Origin of the sequence: Bdellovibrio sp. HCB-162, assembly GCF_047344985.1 — a bacterium.
Taxonomy (GTDB): domain Bacteria; phylum Bdellovibrionota; class Bdellovibrionia; order Bdellovibrionales; family Bdellovibrionaceae; genus Bdellovibrio.
The window spans coordinates 3,535,246-3,549,539 of the sequence record NZ_CP178861.1; the positions used below are offsets into that span (position 1 = coordinate 3,535,246).

The 14,294-nt window shown below is 43.4% G+C and carries 17 protein-coding genes; 11 read left to right on the forward strand and 6 right to left on the reverse strand.

Features of this window, described 5'->3' with window-relative positions; translation table 11 throughout:
- Positions 1-1,374 (forward strand): HAD-IG family 5'-nucleotidase, encoded by a 1,374-nt coding sequence (locus ACLSSO_RS17000; RefSeq protein WP_413943505.1) that lies wholly within the window; start codon positions 1-3, stop codon positions 1,372-1,374.
- A gap of 51 nt (positions 1,375-1,425) precedes the next feature.
- Here ACLSSO_RS17000 and ACLSSO_RS17005 read toward each other — a convergent pair whose 3' ends face one another.
- Entirely contained in the window at positions 1,426-2,403 is a 978-nt protein-coding gene (locus tag ACLSSO_RS17005) for a hypothetical protein (protein WP_413943506.1), read from the reverse strand.
- 225 nt (positions 2,404-2,628) lie between these two features.
- A complete protein-coding gene (locus tag ACLSSO_RS17010) occupies positions 2,629-3,411 on the reverse strand; it encodes a S1 family serine peptidase (protein ID WP_413943507.1) in 783 nt (260 codons plus the stop codon).
- Positions 3,412-3,655: 244 nt separating this feature from the next.
- Here ACLSSO_RS17010 and ACLSSO_RS17015 point away from each other — a divergent pair, with 244 nt between their 5' ends.
- From ACLSSO_RS17015 to ACLSSO_RS17035, 5 genes are read left to right on the forward strand one after another with little or no spacing between them, the layout of a single operon-like run.
- A complete protein-coding gene (locus ACLSSO_RS17015) occupies positions 3,656-3,973 on the forward strand; it encodes a PadR family transcriptional regulator (protein ID WP_367276382.1) in 318 nt (105 codons plus the stop codon).
- Positions 3,970-4,542, forward strand: coding sequence for a DUF1700 domain-containing protein (locus tag ACLSSO_RS17020; protein ID WP_413943508.1), 573 nt, complete (start codon positions 3,970-3,972; stop codon positions 4,540-4,542). The genes ACLSSO_RS17015 and ACLSSO_RS17020 overlap by 4 nt, the downstream gene beginning before the upstream one ends.
- Before the next feature lie 9 nt (positions 4,543-4,551).
- Entirely contained in the window at positions 4,552-5,403 is an 852-nt protein-coding gene (locus ACLSSO_RS17025; RefSeq protein WP_413943509.1) for a DUF4097 family beta strand repeat-containing protein, read from the forward strand.
- 22 nt (positions 5,404-5,425) lie between these two features.
- Positions 5,426-5,929: an OmpH family outer membrane protein gene (locus tag ACLSSO_RS17030; protein ID WP_413943510.1), complete on the forward strand. Its 504-nt coding sequence runs from the start codon at positions 5,426-5,428 to the stop codon at positions 5,927-5,929.
- A 50-nt stretch (positions 5,930-5,979) separates the two neighbouring features.
- Entirely contained in the window at positions 5,980-6,894 is a 915-nt protein-coding gene (locus ACLSSO_RS17035) for a hypothetical protein (protein WP_413943511.1), read from the forward strand.
- A 25-nt stretch (positions 6,895-6,919) separates the two neighbouring features.
- Here ACLSSO_RS17035 and ACLSSO_RS17040 read toward each other — a convergent pair whose 3' ends face one another.
- The 4 genes from ACLSSO_RS17040 to ACLSSO_RS17055 form a co-directional block, all read right to left on the reverse strand.
- A complete protein-coding gene (locus ACLSSO_RS17040; RefSeq protein WP_413943513.1) occupies positions 6,920-7,678 on the reverse strand; it encodes a cyclic nucleotide-binding domain-containing protein in 759 nt (252 codons plus the stop codon).
- A 93-nt stretch (positions 7,679-7,771) separates the two neighbouring features.
- A complete protein-coding gene (locus tag ACLSSO_RS17045; protein ID WP_413943514.1) occupies positions 7,772-8,482 on the reverse strand; it encodes an SDR family NAD(P)-dependent oxidoreductase in 711 nt (236 codons plus the stop codon).
- Between the two features lie 13 nt (positions 8,483-8,495).
- Entirely contained in the window at positions 8,496-9,065 is a 570-nt protein-coding gene (locus ACLSSO_RS17050; protein WP_295905529.1) for a hypothetical protein, read from the reverse strand.
- Positions 9,066-9,104: 39 nt separating this feature from the next.
- Positions 9,105-9,839: a hypothetical protein gene (locus ACLSSO_RS17055; RefSeq protein ID WP_413943515.1), complete on the reverse strand. Its 735-nt coding sequence runs from the start codon at positions 9,837-9,839 to the stop codon at positions 9,105-9,107.
- A gap of 148 nt (positions 9,840-9,987) precedes the next feature.
- Between ACLSSO_RS17055 and ACLSSO_RS17060 the strand changes: the two genes are divergently transcribed.
- From ACLSSO_RS17060 to ACLSSO_RS17080, 5 genes are read left to right on the forward strand one after another with little or no spacing between them, the layout of a single operon-like run.
- Entirely contained in the window at positions 9,988-10,710 is a 723-nt protein-coding gene (locus tag ACLSSO_RS17060; RefSeq protein WP_413943516.1) for a DUF2520 domain-containing protein, read from the forward strand.
- A 7-nt stretch (positions 10,711-10,717) separates the two neighbouring features.
- Positions 10,718-11,509 (forward strand): 3-methyl-2-oxobutanoate hydroxymethyltransferase, encoded by a 792-nt coding sequence (panB, locus tag ACLSSO_RS17065; protein ID WP_413943518.1) that lies wholly within the window; start codon positions 10,718-10,720, stop codon positions 11,507-11,509.
- Positions 11,506-12,261 (forward strand): pantoate--beta-alanine ligase, encoded by a 756-nt coding sequence (gene panC, locus ACLSSO_RS17070; protein ID WP_295905533.1) that lies wholly within the window; start codon positions 11,506-11,508, stop codon positions 12,259-12,261. The genes panB and panC overlap by 4 nt, the downstream gene beginning before the upstream one ends.
- Positions 12,248-13,522 carry a bifunctional phosphopantothenoylcysteine decarboxylase/phosphopantothenate--cysteine ligase CoaBC gene (coaBC, locus tag ACLSSO_RS17075; protein WP_413943520.1) on the forward strand — a complete coding sequence of 425 codons (1,275 nt, stop codon included), beginning with the start codon at positions 12,248-12,250 and terminating at the stop codon, positions 13,520-13,522. Before panC ends, coaBC begins: the two co-directional genes overlap by 14 nt.
- Positions 13,519-14,289 (forward strand): type III pantothenate kinase, encoded by a 771-nt coding sequence (locus ACLSSO_RS17080; RefSeq protein ID WP_295905535.1) that lies wholly within the window; start codon positions 13,519-13,521, stop codon positions 14,287-14,289. Before coaBC ends, ACLSSO_RS17080 begins: the two co-directional genes overlap by 4 nt.
- Positions 14,290-14,294 lie beyond the last annotated feature (5 nt).

Below are 14,294 nucleotides of genomic sequence, written 5' to 3' on the forward strand. Positions count from 1 at the left end.
ATGCCTGGAAAAGTATTTGTAAATAGAACGTTGAATCTAAAAAAGATTCGTTACATCGGCGTCGACATGGACCACACGTTGGTTCGTTATAACAGTGAAAACTTTGAACGCCTTTCGCACACAACAATGATCGAAAAATTGATCAAGCGCGGTTATCCAGAAACTTTGCGCAAGCTCACGTTCGATTATAACTATGCGATCCGCGGACTTGTGATCGACCGTAAGATGGGAAATCTTTTAAAGCTCAATCGCTACACGGCGATTCGTGCGAGCTACCACGGTTTGAAACCTTTGGATTTCAAAAGCCATCAGAAGTTGTACAAGTCGACTTACATTGACTTAAGTAATTCTGACTATTTGGCTGTCGATACATCTTTCTCGATTTCTTTGGCGAACTTGATCGCACAGATCGTTGAATTGAAAGACACGGATCTTGCCAACAAGTATCCTGAGTATTCGCAAATTGCCGATGACGTGTTGGATGCTTTGGATGAAGCTCACCGCGACGGTTCTTTGAAAGAAGTCGTTAAGAAAAATTTGGATCATTACATTATCAAAGATCCACAATTGGTGGCGGGTCTTGAAAAATTCCGTCGTCATGGAAAAAAGATTTTCGTTTTAACGAATTCTGATTTCCACTACACGAAATTGCTTTTGGATTATGCGATTCAACCTTTCTTAAAAGAACACAAGTCTTGGCAAGATCTGTTTGAGATCGTGATTACGTTTGCTTCCAAGCCTAAGTTCTTCTACGAAAATCAAAAATACCTTCGCGTGAATCCTGCCGACGGTACGATGACGAATATGGAAGGCAAGTTGACTCCCGGAATCTATCAAGGCGGAAATGCCAAGAAATTCACGAACGATCTTGATTTGGCTGGGGACGACATCCTGTACATCGGAGACCATATCTACGGCGACATCCTTCGTTTGAAAAAGGATTGCAACTGGAGAACGGCGATGGTGATCGAAGAACTCGACATCGAAGTCGACAACAACAAGAAGGCTGAACCTATCAATCAGGAAATCGAAGTCTTGATGAAAAAGAAAGAGCCTCTTGAGGATGAACTGACTGAGATCATGACCCGCAAAATTGAAAAAGCGGCGGATGTGAACGAGTCGCAAATCGAAACTCTGCAAAAAACAATTTCAGAGATCGATGCGCAAATCAGTCAGCTTATTAAGAAGCAGCAGTCCATGTACAACGGCAACTGGGGTCAGTTGATGAGAGCCGGTAACGAAGAAAGTTATTTCGCTTATCAATTGGACCGCTATGCCTGCGTTTACATGGAAAAGTTGGCGGATCTTTTGGATCTTTCGCCAAGAACTTACTTCCGTGCGCCTCGCCGACCGCTGGCTCACGAAATTTACTAATATCTATTGTATTACGTAACTAAAAAAAGAGGGGCTAATGCCCCTCTTTTTTTATTCATTTGGAGACTGTGCTTTTACTTTTAATATATTTGGAACTTCCGGCGCCCAATTTTTTACGTCACAGAATGTCGGTTTAATCTGAACACCTGTATAAACGTGACGACCTTTCGATGCTTCTCCTTCTAAGAAAAGAGCGCGATCCAAATCACAAAGAACCTGAACTTTTTCTAAAGCAAAAGTTAGCTGCAGTGCTTTGCCTGAATACTTCGGGGACGCCATAGTTACTTCAACAATTTTTGAAGATTCTGGTTGCGCACCTCCGCGACCAAATTTGATGCTATCAATCCGAATGTCTTCAATCTTGATGTCATTGTTTTCAAGCAAAAGAACGTCAATCTTTCCTTTTGCCATTGGGTCAATCGCTTTAAGCGCATCATGCGAAGTCTCTAAAGAACCCGTCCAAACTTGGTCGGCTTTTAAGCGATACAACGCTGTAGGACTCACTTGATTACTTGGAATTGGTCCATACACCATCACTGAAGCGCGAGAATCGTCAACGCCACGACTTCCGTAAGCCCAAAATCCTGGACATGCCGTATCTTTACTTCGGTTTATCTTTGTATAAATAACGTCCGTGATAGAATTGCTTCCGACAAATGATGCCTTGACGATTCCAGGTCTACCTTTAGAGGTAAGAGAAAATCCTGAAACTGATTCTCCCGGTTTGATACCTTTAGATAATCCTTTAGGACTCCAACCAAAGGAAGTACTGCGGGAAAAAAAGTGCGGTTCCTTCCATCCTACCGGCGAGCGTGGTGTGCTTTTTTCATTCGGTTTAAGATTAAAATTCCTAACAGGTATTACACTGTCTTTAGAATTCGATATTGAGTACTCGTAAAGATATCCATCATCAATATTTTGAGCTTTGCTAGTTACTTCAATATCAAAACTGTTATGCGAGTAAGGACACGTATCAGCCCAACTCGAAAGCGCTATGAAGTTGAATAGAATAAGCGCGATATATTTCATAGCCCTCTACCCATCAATTTCGCCAATAGAAAAAACTTTTTGTTAGACATTTTTCTAACCTCATTTTTCAAACAAAAATTGTTTATTAAAAGTAGAGGGCAAAGTGAAATTTAATTGAATTAAAAAATCAAATGACACAGCAAACCAATATTTGTTTTACACGCGAATAAAAAAAAGGGAAAGGCTAAAACCTTTCCCCTTTTTCTTTTCTAATTTTCTATTTAATTAGCGAGCTGTCTGCTCAATCCAAGTCGTCGCTTCGTTTACTTTTGCGTAAACGCCTGGTTGACCCGCGCGAGCGCAGCCGTTACCCCAGCTTACAACACCGATCAAAATATTTTGTCCGTTCACTGTTTTCGCGACAAGAGGTCCACCGCTGTCGCCTTGGCAAGAGTCTTTGCCACCTTGTGCGTAACCTGCGCAAAGCATGCGGTCTGTGATTGTGTTCTTATAACTTTGATTGCATGAATCGTGAGAGATCAATGGCACGTCTACTTTTAGCAAACGATTTGGCAATGAATAAGAATTTTCATTCGTCACACCCCAACCCGCCACTGTCGCCATGATCTGATCTCCAGAGTCAGGAATCGCGATTTCCGTTGTGTTGATTTCAATAGGTTCGTACTGAGAATCTTTTGAAAGCTCGATCAATGCAAAATCGAAATCCGCACTGTTATCATCGTATTGAGGATGAACGATCACGCGCTTTGGACGGATCGTTTCTGCTTTAGAAGCATTTCTTTGATCGTGCAAACCAATCACGACATTTTTAATTGTCGAACCTTTTGCACAGTGAGCCGCTGTCAAAACCCAGTTCTTCTTAATAAGTGAAGCGCCACAGAAGTGACCGCCATAAGAACCGTGCAAAGACACGATGAACGGAAATTCACCTGGAGTGGCTTCCACACCGCCCACGATTTTTGTTTGAAAATCGCTGCTTGGTTTTGCAAAAGACGTTGCCGACAAACAAATAAGACCGACCATCAAAAGATGATTCATTAGCTTCATAAACGTTCCCCCTCGAAACTTTTAATAAGAGCCTTTGTCAATTTCACTTCATGTGTGTGTGACTCGACAAAGGAAAGAAGAGGAACTCGACGTTGGTCGACCAGGGAAATCGCACCCCAAGAACTTAATTTATCCAGAGTTTTCAATAATTTAGGTGTTGTTTTGCAATTCTTCTACTGTACATCACTTGGTACTTTACATTACACAGTACCTAGCATAATTTAGTACCGAAAGGTGCAACGGTATGAATGCGCAGTTTAAAAAAGGAGTCCTTGAATTGTGTGTGCTCACGATGATTGGGCGCAAGGACTACTACGGCTATGAGTTGGTCGAAGAAATTTCTAAAATCTTGGAAATTTCCGAAGGCACTCTTTACCCGATTCTTCGCCGTTTGACGGAAGAAAAGTATTTCGAAACGTATTTGCAAGAATCCTCCGAAGGTCCTCCCCGCAAATACTATCGAATTACGAAACTGGGAAAAGAGTTTCAAAAAGATCAGTTCAAGCAATGGATGGAATTTAATAATCAAATCGAAACGCTTATTGGCAGGGAAATCACATGAACAAGCAAGAGTTCTTAAAAACGCTTCGGGAAGAACTTGAACGTCATCAAGTTCCAAATGTGCAGGACATCCTTTCAGACTATGAAGAACACTTCAATCACGGTCTGAGCAAAAGAAAAACCGAAGAAGAAATTTCGGAAGGATTGGGTTTTCCTCCCACGATTGCGAAAGCTCACAAAACTGAAAGTCTTATCAGCGAAATCCAAAATCCTGAAAACGGATTTCGGTGGAGTCTCGCTTTCAATGTGATCGGCCGTCTTTTGGTGATCGCGCCTTTCAACTTTATTGTTTTATTTATTCCGGGAGTTGTTGTGCTGTCCCTCCTTGCATCCGGTTGGGCAGTGGCATTGGCTATTGGCGCTGTAAGCTTAGCCCTTCTCTCGCTGCTACCCACGCTCGGCGCCCTTTCCGCTAACGCCTGGGCGTGGGTAGCAGGCATTTCTTCCAGCATGGGACTTTTTGGCATGGCTGTTTTGGGTGGTATGGTGATGTTCCTCATCACCAAGTACATCATCATGGCTTTGATCAATTATCTTCAATGGAATCTTAAATTCGTTTTACAAAAGTAGGAGTACAAAATGAATCTCTTTACGAAATTTTTCGTCGCTTTCTCCGTATGGACAGTCGCTTTTCTAAGTCTGGCTACTTATGCCGGAGGAAAAGCTTTTGAAACGGATCCTCAACTTGTTTCCAAGCTTGAAGATAAAATGAATGTTTCTATTCGCGTAGGTGGAGTTTCCAAAAGATTCCACCGCGATTCAGAAATGGTTAACACGCAAGACACTTGGAACTTCGCCCCTCCCGCGGAAAAAATGAAGATCAAGTTGTTTGCCGGAAATGTCTCCATCAAAAAATCCAGCGGAAATGAAATTAAAATCACCGCTACGGGAGATTTAGATAAAAGCAGAGCTCCCCGCCTTCTTGAAGCTGAAACTACAGGAAATGAACTCAAGATCAGCGAACCTGAAGGAGACGTCGTTAAAAAACTCGATGTGCATATCGAAGTTCCTGCTTCATTCGCTCAAGAGCTTGACGTGCTTACTGTCAGCGGCAATGTCACGGTGGAAAATTTAAATTTAGATGAGTTGGAACTTAAAACAGTTTCTGGCGACATCGCCTTAAATCAAATCTCTGCTAACAAAATAGATATGAAATCTGTTTCCGGAAATCTCAATGCCGAGGCTGCGTCTATTAAGAAACTCGAAGGGAAATCCGTGAGCGGTAACGTGGCTTTTGCGAATTCACTTCCTGTGGATATTGACCTGACATCCGTTTCTGGCGATGTAAAAATGAAACTTGTTAAAAACGATAAAACGCAGTTTTCTTTAAAATCTGTTTCTGGGGATATTAAAAACGCTCACGGCAGCAACAAAAACGGGAATTACAACGTTAAAGTGTCTACCACAAGCGGCGATATTGAAATTGAATAATTAAAAGCCAAGGAGGCTTCCTATGCTAAGAATGTTTTTCTTTATGACCGCCGTCTTGCTTGCGGCGGCATTCGCAAACGCTGAATCTCAAGTGGGTTTTGTCGACATTCCAAAGGCGGTTCAAGCCACTTCTGTCGGTAAGAAGGCCAAGGCCGAGTTGGAAGTTCAATTTAACAAAAAGAAAAAAGAACTGGATCAGAAAGAAGCTAATCTTAGAAAACTTCGCGACGATTTGGATAAGAAAAAATCCGTTCTTTCTGCAGCTGCACTCAAAGAAAAGCAGACGGAACTTCAAAATGAAATGCTAAAGTTCCGCGAAGAGCTCGGACAAAGCCAAGCTGACATCCAAAAAAAGAATGATGAACTGACGAAACCCGTGATGGAAAAACTGCAGCGAGTGATCGCCAAAGTTTCTAAAGACAAAGGTTTTTCAATCGTCTTCCAAGGCACGCCCGACATTTTGTATGCAAATCCCGCGGTGGACCTCACCGACGATGTCGTTAAAGAGTTTGAAAAAGAAAAATAGCCCTTCGAAAAATACTTCCATGGGAAAAAGGTACCTGGTACCTTTTTCCTATGACAAAGTGGATCTTAAGCCTCGTAGTTTTAGTCTCTGTTAGTTTTGTCTCTTATAAAGCCGGACAACGTTCCTCTTCTGCCGCACAAAGTGCCGAACAAATCGAAGAAAAAGTAAAAGAAGATTTAATTGAGCTCACCCGCCAAGATTTTGAAGAGTATCAGAATTTAAAGTCCCTGGAAGATCGTTATAAAAAAGCTGATGAAATCTTAGGAAAAATCGTCACCGTTTTCTTGGCTGATCTTGGTTTAAAGCTGGGATACAAACCGACAAATCCGGCTCTTTTAGATGCCGCTTGCTCTATTGCAGCACCAACAGCGACTCCAGTTCCTTCTCCTGAGCCTTCACCGATGATGTCGCAAGAAACTCCGCAACCGACACCGACTCCTGCTCCTAAGGCAAATTGGACTCGCAGTGAATACAAAGTACGACAAGCTCGTGATGAGGCCGAAGCCCTTGAAGAAGCGCGCAAGCTTGAGATTCCGGATTTCTTTGACGCCATTAAAAGTTCTGGTGCCATCAGCAATCAAGAAGCGCAAGCCGTCAGTGGTCACTTCCAAGGCGAGATTACTTTCTTTGATCGTAAAGCTCATAAGAGCGATTGGTTTATTGAATGGGAAATTCCTTACAATAAAAACTCCAAAGACGACACTTTCATTACATTAACAGACAAAAGAAATGGCAAGACCTTCAGCCGCACCCGGACGGGTAACGGCAAATCCATGCTTTCTGGAAACTTCTCAAGTCCCGCAGGCAGCAAGGCTGTGATCGTCAATGTGTACGGCGATGATGGATACATCCAAATTTATCCTCGCGACAATCGAGGTGCGACCTGGGTTGGAAACTACTACGAAAAAGAAAAACTAGGCCAATACAAAATGGCAGGCCAAGTGACTTTAAATAGAACAGAGTAAGAAGGGAAAAAGGTACCTGGTACCTTTATTCTACCTTAACGGTCTTTTCTTCATTGGAATTTTTCAAACGCTGCGAAAGTGTTTTCACCAAAGCTTTCGACCATGCGGGTTTTGAAAATAACACGACATCAAAGTAGCTGCTGGGGATTTCGATCAGTTCACAGTCGGTGACACTCATAACGAAGGCCGATCTGGCTTCTCCGTTGATATAGGACATCTCACCGACAAATTCGCCGGCTTGAATATGACCTAAAAGAACTTCTTGTCCCTGCTCTTCACGATAAGCTTTGAGTTTTCCTGATTTCACCAGATAAATGAAATCACCTTTGTCGCCCTGACGAATCAAAATCTCGTTCGCAGCGAGGAAGCGCAAATGATAGTGAGAGTTTTCAACGTACGAAATCCAATTCAATGCTCTGGTAAAAGCTTTTACTAGCGCTCCTTCTTTTAAAGGACGCTCTAAAAACTGCACTTGTCCTGTCACGACTTGATCCACAAAGCGTTCGGGTTCAAAAGGTTCTGTCGAAAGAACGACGGCAATACGTTCTTTGCGATGAAGAATTTTTTCTGTCAGATCAAAGGCGCTTAATTTTTGCAGATTGGTATCCAGAAAAACCACATGAGGAGTCACATTTTCACTTTTAAAAAGAGCTTCCACACCATCTGTCGCGGTAAAAATGGTGGCGTTTTGAAAATGGTTTTTGATGAGATTTTCCAAAGCTTCAATCTCTTTGGGAGTGCTTGAGGCGATAAGAAAAACTTTTTTGTTTTCAAGATCAGACATAGAGGAATCCTTCTACTACGCAGACCTTAATAATAAGTTTTAATCAAAATTTATCAAAGATTAGAATCGGCCCTTGGACTTTTGAAGAGAACATTACCAAGTCAGAGGTTCACCGTCGCGGAAGAACCCACCATTGGGTCCACCTTTTGGTAGCGTCGCTGCCCACAAGATCCCTTTGATTCCTTGTTCTACCGAACGATCCGCATTGGGACCACCCATATCGGTGCGCACCCAACCTGGAGAAACAGAGTTCACGCAGATGTCGGCATCACCGACTTCAGAGGCAAAAAGATTTGTGACCATATTCAATGCCGTTTTGGAAAGACGGTAAGAAGCCGAAGCCACTTGGGCTTGTGACAACTGCGCCATACCACTAGAGACATTCACGATGCGACCGTAGCCTTCTTGTTTCATCAAAGGAAAAATCTTTTGTGTGAGCAGGAAAGGTCCCAAAGTATTCGTCGTGAAAGTTTTTAAAACCGTCGAGGCTTTCGTTTTAAAGACGGAAGAATTTCCGCCGTCTTCACTGTCGATCAAAATTCCGGCGTTATTTATCAACACATCGACAAAACCATACTCTTGACGAATCTGGTTTACGAAATCCGTGATGCTCTTTTCTGAAGATTGATCGAGCTTCATTGCAACCACATCCAGATCTTTCATCTTTAAAGCATTGATCTGTTTTTGCGCCTTATCCGGGTTGCGCATCGCCATGATAACTTTGTAGCCTCGTTGTGCTAACGCCTCGCTTGTCGCAAGACCTAATCCACGATTTGCTCCGGTTACAATGGCGATCTTTTTCATAAAACAAAACTCCTTAGTTTGGACGAGGTGGAACTGGGATTTCTAAACCACCGCGAACTAAAACTCCTGTGGACCAATTTTTTGCATCGATCACACACTCTGAAGAAATTGTACGCCAGCGCTCAATCGGGAAAGAATAAATCGTTTCAACCCATCCCCAACCATTCCAATCAATCACGCGACGATAGCCCACACCAATACCTTGGCGCACGGAACGAGTCTCGCGGTGGAAAGTCAAAAGAGGATAATGCAATTTCAATTTTCCGTCTTCAGCAAGTTGAGCTTGGGCTTCTTCATCAAAAACACAACCGTAGTAACCATCAATGCTGCGCAAGCGACCTTGCAAGATTTCTCCTGCACGCACGTCGCGATCTGTGGGAACGCGGAACTCAAAGAAATAATCAGAGGGAGCACCGTTAGAATAATAACTGCGCGTATTCAACGTTAATTTACCATTGAACTCCACCAAACGAACAACGGCTTTACCGTCTTCACTTCTCCACTCGCCTTCAAGATTGCTTCCCGCCTGTGCGGAAAGACCTAAAAAAGAAACCGCGGCTAGAGCGATTAATTTCATTTTCATATTTCCCCCTTGAGGAAAAAGGTACCTGGTACCTTTTTCTTATTTAGAACCGGCGTTTCTGTTAAGCAAGATGAGATAATCTTTAGCGCCTGTTTGTTCCATCATTCCTGAATACTTATTGTCTTCAAACTTTTTGCGATACGTTTTGCGGGCGATGTTTTGAATCATGCAACCCAACGCTCCCGTTCCCGCCAAGTCTTTTCCTTGCTCCATCTCACACTTCGGCTCAAAGAATTGTTCTTGTTCACGAGTCACGGGAAACTTTGTCACTGAAAAACTTGTGACGTCGAGCTTGTACTCTTCTTTCAAACGATTGGCAGGGTTTTTCTTCAACAATTGCGAAGAATAAACGTTCGGCACAATCACGGCCACACGCAAGCCCTCTGCGCGAGCTTTTTTAACTCCTTCAACGAAACGATCCATCTCATCTTTGATATCAATGCGCATGTTCGAGCTAAAAAGTTCGACGTAAGGAAGCATCGGTTCAACGACAATCACGTCGTACTTGGAGCCCGGCTCTTGATTGGCTTCAAAGAAACCGCGCCACAATTCCATGTCTTCGATGTAGTTCGGCGTGACTCCTAATAAAACAATTGGAGCCTCTTTGATCTCCAAACGAAGTCTTTCAAAAACACCTTTGCCTAATTCTTCAGGAACATGAACCTGAGAAAATTTGATCTTAGGAATCGACTGCGGCTGAATTGAAAAATTCATGGCAAAATAGATACCTAGAGCGATAACAGCGGTCGCGCAAATCCAATATAAGTACTTCATGGGCGAGAACTTCGCTCAGTTTAGCGTTTAAGTCTAGTTTCCAGAGCCTGGCGCAGCGTGGTATTCGGCGTTGAAATCTGTTAGAATTGTGCTAGTTTGCGACCATTACATAAGGACTTGATCTCTTAAAGGACAGGTACCCAATTATATGAAGGCGACAAAAACGAATTCTTCTATTTCCTATCTCTTGATTGGCTCTGGCCGCGTCGCCCGCCATATGGGCCATTACTTAAATTTGTTAAATATCAGTTTTGAATCCTGGGACCGCTCCCAAGATCCGCATGCTTTGGCGCGCAAAGTTTCTTCTGCGACTCACATCCTTTTAGCTATCAGCGATGGAGCTTTGGCAGGATTTTATCGCCAGCACCTAGCAGGTCATGAAAAAGTGGTCGTGCAGTTTTCAGGAGCTCATCATTTTGAAGGCATGATCTCGGCCCATCCTTTAATGACGTTTGGGCCCGCGCTTTACGATTTAGATTTTTATAAAAAAATTCATTTTACTCTGACAGGGGTTTCTTCCTTAGAAGAAGCTCTGCCTGGAATTCCTAATTCATCCTCTGTGATCGAGCCTTCGCAAAAAGCTCTTTATCATTCTTATTGCGTGCTCGGAGGAAACTTCGTCACTTTGCTTGTTGGCAAAATGCTTTCGGGTTTTTCAGAAATGAAAATTCCGGCGGAGGCAGCGCAAGTTTATGTAGAAAAAGTTCTCGCCAATACTTTTGCTGATCCGGCAAAGGCTTTGACGGGTCCTTTGGTTCGTAAAGACGTTGAAACAGTGAATGCAAATTTACAAGCTTTGAAAAACGATCCCTACCAAGAGATCTATCAAGCTTTTCTAAAAACTTATTGGCCCGAGTATCCGCGAAAGTGAGGCCCTTATGAAAACCATCCTTGATTTCCAAGATAAGAAAATCAAAAAGCAAAAAATTTCCATGCTCACCTGCTACGACTATTCTTTTGCGCGCATTGCTGCTGCCAGCAATATCGATTGCCTTTTAGTCGGTGATTCTTTGGCAATGACCATGCACGGACATAAGACGACTTTGAATGCTTCAGTCAATATGATGGCCCTTCATACAGCGGCGGTCGTTCGCGGAGCCGGAGATAAATTTGTTATCGGTGATCTTCCGTTTATGAGTTACCGCAAAGGCTTAACGGCCAACATGACTTACGTTGAAAAGATCATGAAGGCTGGAGCCCACGCTGTGAAACTGGAAGGCGCCTCTGGAAATATTGAGCTAGTTCGTCACTTGGTGGATTCCGGTGTTCCAGTGATGGGTCACTTGGGACTTACTCCCCAATCTGTGAATCAATTGGGTGGATTTAAAGTTCAAGGCCGCGATGAAAAAGCGCAAAAGAAAATCAAAGAACAAGCCTTGCAACTTCAAGACGCTGGAGCTTTTTCAGTCGTGCTGGAGTGTGTGCCTTCAAAGCTTGCGCGTGAAATAACAGCCGCTTTAGAAATTCCAACAATCGGTATTGGTGCGGGTCCTGACTGCGACGGACAGGTTTTGGTTCTGCAAGACATGCTTGGAATGAATGAAGGATTTAAACCAAAGTATCTAAAAACTTATTTCAACGGTTATGAAACTTTGAAAAATGTTTTCAACACTTATCATGATGAAGTTGTTGAAAGCGCCTTTCCTACAGAGAAGGAGAGTTATTCATGATTCAAGTTTTACGCTCGCCTCAAGAATTTAAAACCTGGCGCTGGGGAAAACACGGCTCCATCGGCTTTGTCCCGACTATGGGGGCTCTGCACGAAGGCCATGAGTCTTTGTTGAAACGCGCTTATGATGACAATGACTTTGTCGTGCTTTCTATTTTTGTGAACCCGACGCAATTCAATGATCCGAACGATTTGGAAAAGTATCCTAAAACTTGGGAAGCCGACCTTGCGATGGCCGAGCGTAACGGCGTGGATGCTATTTTTTATCCAAAGTATAGCGACATGTATCCGGATAACTATCGCTACAAAGTCACAGAGAATGAATATTCTAAATTGTTGGACGGCGCTCACCGCCCTGGACACTTTGACGGCGTTTTGTCGGTGGTGATGAAATTGTTTAACATCGTTTCCCCGACGAAAGCTTATTTCGGTGAAAAAGATTTCCAACAACTGACTTTGATCAAAGGCATGGTGGATAGCTTCTTTATGAATCTGGAAATCGTTCCTGTTCCCACAATGCGTGAAAAAGATGGTCTTGCCATGAGTTCTCGCAATACAAGATTGTCTGCCGAAGAGCGCGCCAAAGCTCCAGCGATTTATAAAGCCATCACGGAAAGTAAATCTGCCGAAGAAGCGGCTATAAAACTCAACTCTCAGGGTTTTGTTGTCGACTATGTCACTGATATCGGGAACCGCCGTTTTGTTGCGGCGAAATTGGGAGAAGTGAGGTTGATAGACAATGTCGAAATCTAAAGTTCTCTTTATGATGACGGGCTCTATCGCCTGTTACAAAGCGTGCCATGTGGTTTCTCGCCTTGTGCAAGCCGGTTGCGAAGTGCAAGTGGTGGCAACACCGTCGGCTTTAAAGTTTGTCGGTAATGCAACCTTAGAGGGCCTGACGGGAAAGCCCGTAGTGAGTGATATGTACGCCACTGGCAACGTCATGGATCATATTCATTTGATGAGATGGGCTGACGCGATTTTGGTGGCTCCCGCAACGGCAAATTTCATCAATAAAGCCGCTCAAGGTGTGGGTGATGATTTAGTTCAGACTTTGTTCCTCGCTCACGATTTTAAAAAGCCTTTCCTTGTCGCTCCTGCGATGAACACCAGTATGTACAAACATCCGGTGACGCAAAAGTCTTTAGAGGCTTTGCGTGGAATGGGTATTGAGATTCTCGACACCGCTTCAGGAATTCTTGCTTGCGGTGAAGAAGGTTGGGGAAAACTTTTAGAGCCTGATTTAATTTTGAAATTCACTCTGGAGGCGTTAAAAAAACAACCTGCCACGGCCGTTGACCCTGCAAAAGCAGCCAGAGCTTCCGCGTTTTCTAAAGTGAAAGTTCTTGTTACTGCAGGCGGAACGCAAGAGCCTATCGACACAGTTCGCGTGATCAGCAATCTAAGCTCTGGTCGCACAGGAATTGCTATTGCCGAAGCCATGGGGCAAATGGGTTTTGATGTAACGCTACTTCAAGCTCACGGGACTTCGCTTAAAGCAGAGCACGTCGCAAAAAAAGATTTCTTCACAAGCTTTGCGAGCCTTGATGAGAAAATGAAGGATTATCTTTCGCAAAATGAATTCACACATGTGATTCATGCCGCGGCCGTTAGCGATTACTCCGTCGACACGATCGAAGTGAACGGGAAAAACTATCATCCATTTGAAGTGAAAAAAGTCAGCTCTGATGCCGATAGCATGAGCATTCACCTTAAACGCAACCATAAGATTGTGGATCGTTTAAAAGACTATTCGAAGAATAAAAACATCCAAGTGATCGCCTTTAAACTGACAAGCCATGCTTCTGAAAATGAGCGCAAAGCGGCTGTTGAAAAACTTTTTAAAGGTTCTCATGCGGATTATGTCGTTCATAACGACATGACAGATATTGATATTGTTAAAAGAACTCACAAGTTCACCTTGATCAATTCAAAGGAAGCCGTCCCTTGCGAAAGCTTGGAACAACTGACTTACGAACTGATTCAAGTGCTTATACCCAAGGACGCTATATGATTTTATGCCTAGATGTCGGCAATACACAGATTTATGCCGGTCTTTTTGACAAAGACAAAATGGTTTTGTCTTTCCGTAAGAACTCCAAAAGCGGAGCTTCTTCGGATGAAACAGGAATCTTCCTGCGCAGTGCGATTCGTGAGAACGGTTATGATCCTTCGAAGATCAAACAAATTGCGATCTGCAGTGTCGTGCCTGAAGTGATTTACTCGCTTCGTGGTGCGTGTATGAAGTACTTCAATATCAACCCATTCATCTTGCAAGCCGGAGTGAAAACGGGTCTTAAGGTGAAGTACCGCAATCCTCTGGAGGTCGGCGCCGATAGAATTGCGAACTCTATTGCGGCGACTCACTTGTATCCAGGGAAAAATCTGATCTTGGTGGATCTAGGAACTGCGACAACATTTTGTGCCGTCACCAAAGACAAAGACTACTTGGGCGGCTCTATCGTCGCAGGTCTTCGCTTAAACATGGAAGCACTTGAAAGTAAAACCGCGAAGCTGCCATCGGTGGAAATCATTTCTATGCATGAAGCTTTGGGACGTTCGACGGTGGAAAGCATTCAATCGGGTCTATACTACGGTCACTTGGGCACGATTAAAGAACTTCGTGAGCGTATCACGAAAGAATGTTTCCAAGATGAAAAGCCTCTTGTGATTGGCACGGGCGGATTTTCTTCATTATTTGAAAAAGAAAAAATATTCGATGAGATTGTGCCGGACTTGGTTCTTAAAGGCATGCTGATCGCTTTGCAATACAATACTTAAGGATT

What these genes read in the sequence shown, in the direction of transcription:
- ACLSSO_RS17000 (WP_413943505.1), top strand. Translation starts at nt 1, where the DNA reads ATGCCTGGAAAAGTATTTGTAAATAGAACGTTGAATCTAAAAAAGATT.
- ACLSSO_RS17005 (WP_413943506.1), bottom strand. Translation starts at nt 2,403, where the DNA reads ATGAAATATATCGCGCTTATTCTATTCAACTTCATAGCGCTTTCGAGT.
- ACLSSO_RS17010 (WP_413943507.1), bottom strand. Translation starts at nt 3,411, where the DNA reads ATGAAGCTAATGAATCATCTTTTGATGGTCGGTCTTATTTGTTTGTCG.
- ACLSSO_RS17015 (WP_367276382.1), top strand. Translation starts at nt 3,656, where the DNA reads ATGAATGCGCAGTTTAAAAAAGGAGTCCTTGAATTGTGTGTGCTCACG.
- ACLSSO_RS17020 (WP_413943508.1), top strand. Translation starts at nt 3,970, where the DNA reads ATGAACAAGCAAGAGTTCTTAAAAACGCTTCGGGAAGAACTTGAACGT.
- ACLSSO_RS17025 (WP_413943509.1), top strand. Translation starts at nt 4,552, where the DNA reads ATGAATCTCTTTACGAAATTTTTCGTCGCTTTCTCCGTATGGACAGTC.
- ACLSSO_RS17030 (WP_413943510.1), top strand. Translation starts at nt 5,426, where the DNA reads ATGCTAAGAATGTTTTTCTTTATGACCGCCGTCTTGCTTGCGGCGGCA.
- ACLSSO_RS17035 (WP_413943511.1), top strand. Translation starts at nt 5,980, where the DNA reads ATGACAAAGTGGATCTTAAGCCTCGTAGTTTTAGTCTCTGTTAGTTTT.
- ACLSSO_RS17040 (WP_413943513.1), bottom strand. Translation starts at nt 7,678, where the DNA reads ATGTCTGATCTTGAAAACAAAAAAGTTTTTCTTATCGCCTCAAGCACT.
- ACLSSO_RS17045 (WP_413943514.1), bottom strand. Translation starts at nt 8,482, where the DNA reads ATGAAAAAGATCGCCATTGTAACCGGAGCAAATCGTGGATTAGGTCTT.
- ACLSSO_RS17050 (WP_295905529.1), bottom strand. Translation starts at nt 9,065, where the DNA reads ATGAAAATGAAATTAATCGCTCTAGCCGCGGTTTCTTTTTTAGGTCTT.
- ACLSSO_RS17055 (WP_413943515.1), bottom strand. Translation starts at nt 9,839, where the DNA reads ATGAAGTACTTATATTGGATTTGCGCGACCGCTGTTATCGCTCTAGGT.
- ACLSSO_RS17060 (WP_413943516.1), top strand. Translation starts at nt 9,988, where the DNA reads ATGAAGGCGACAAAAACGAATTCTTCTATTTCCTATCTCTTGATTGGC.
- panB (WP_413943518.1), top strand. Translation starts at nt 10,718, where the DNA reads ATGAAAACCATCCTTGATTTCCAAGATAAGAAAATCAAAAAGCAAAAA.
- panC (WP_295905533.1), top strand. Translation starts at nt 11,506, where the DNA reads ATGATTCAAGTTTTACGCTCGCCTCAAGAATTTAAAACCTGGCGCTGG.
- coaBC (WP_413943520.1), top strand. Translation starts at nt 12,248, where the DNA reads ATGTCGAAATCTAAAGTTCTCTTTATGATGACGGGCTCTATCGCCTGT.
- ACLSSO_RS17080 (WP_295905535.1), top strand. Translation starts at nt 13,519, where the DNA reads ATGATTTTATGCCTAGATGTCGGCAATACACAGATTTATGCCGGTCTT.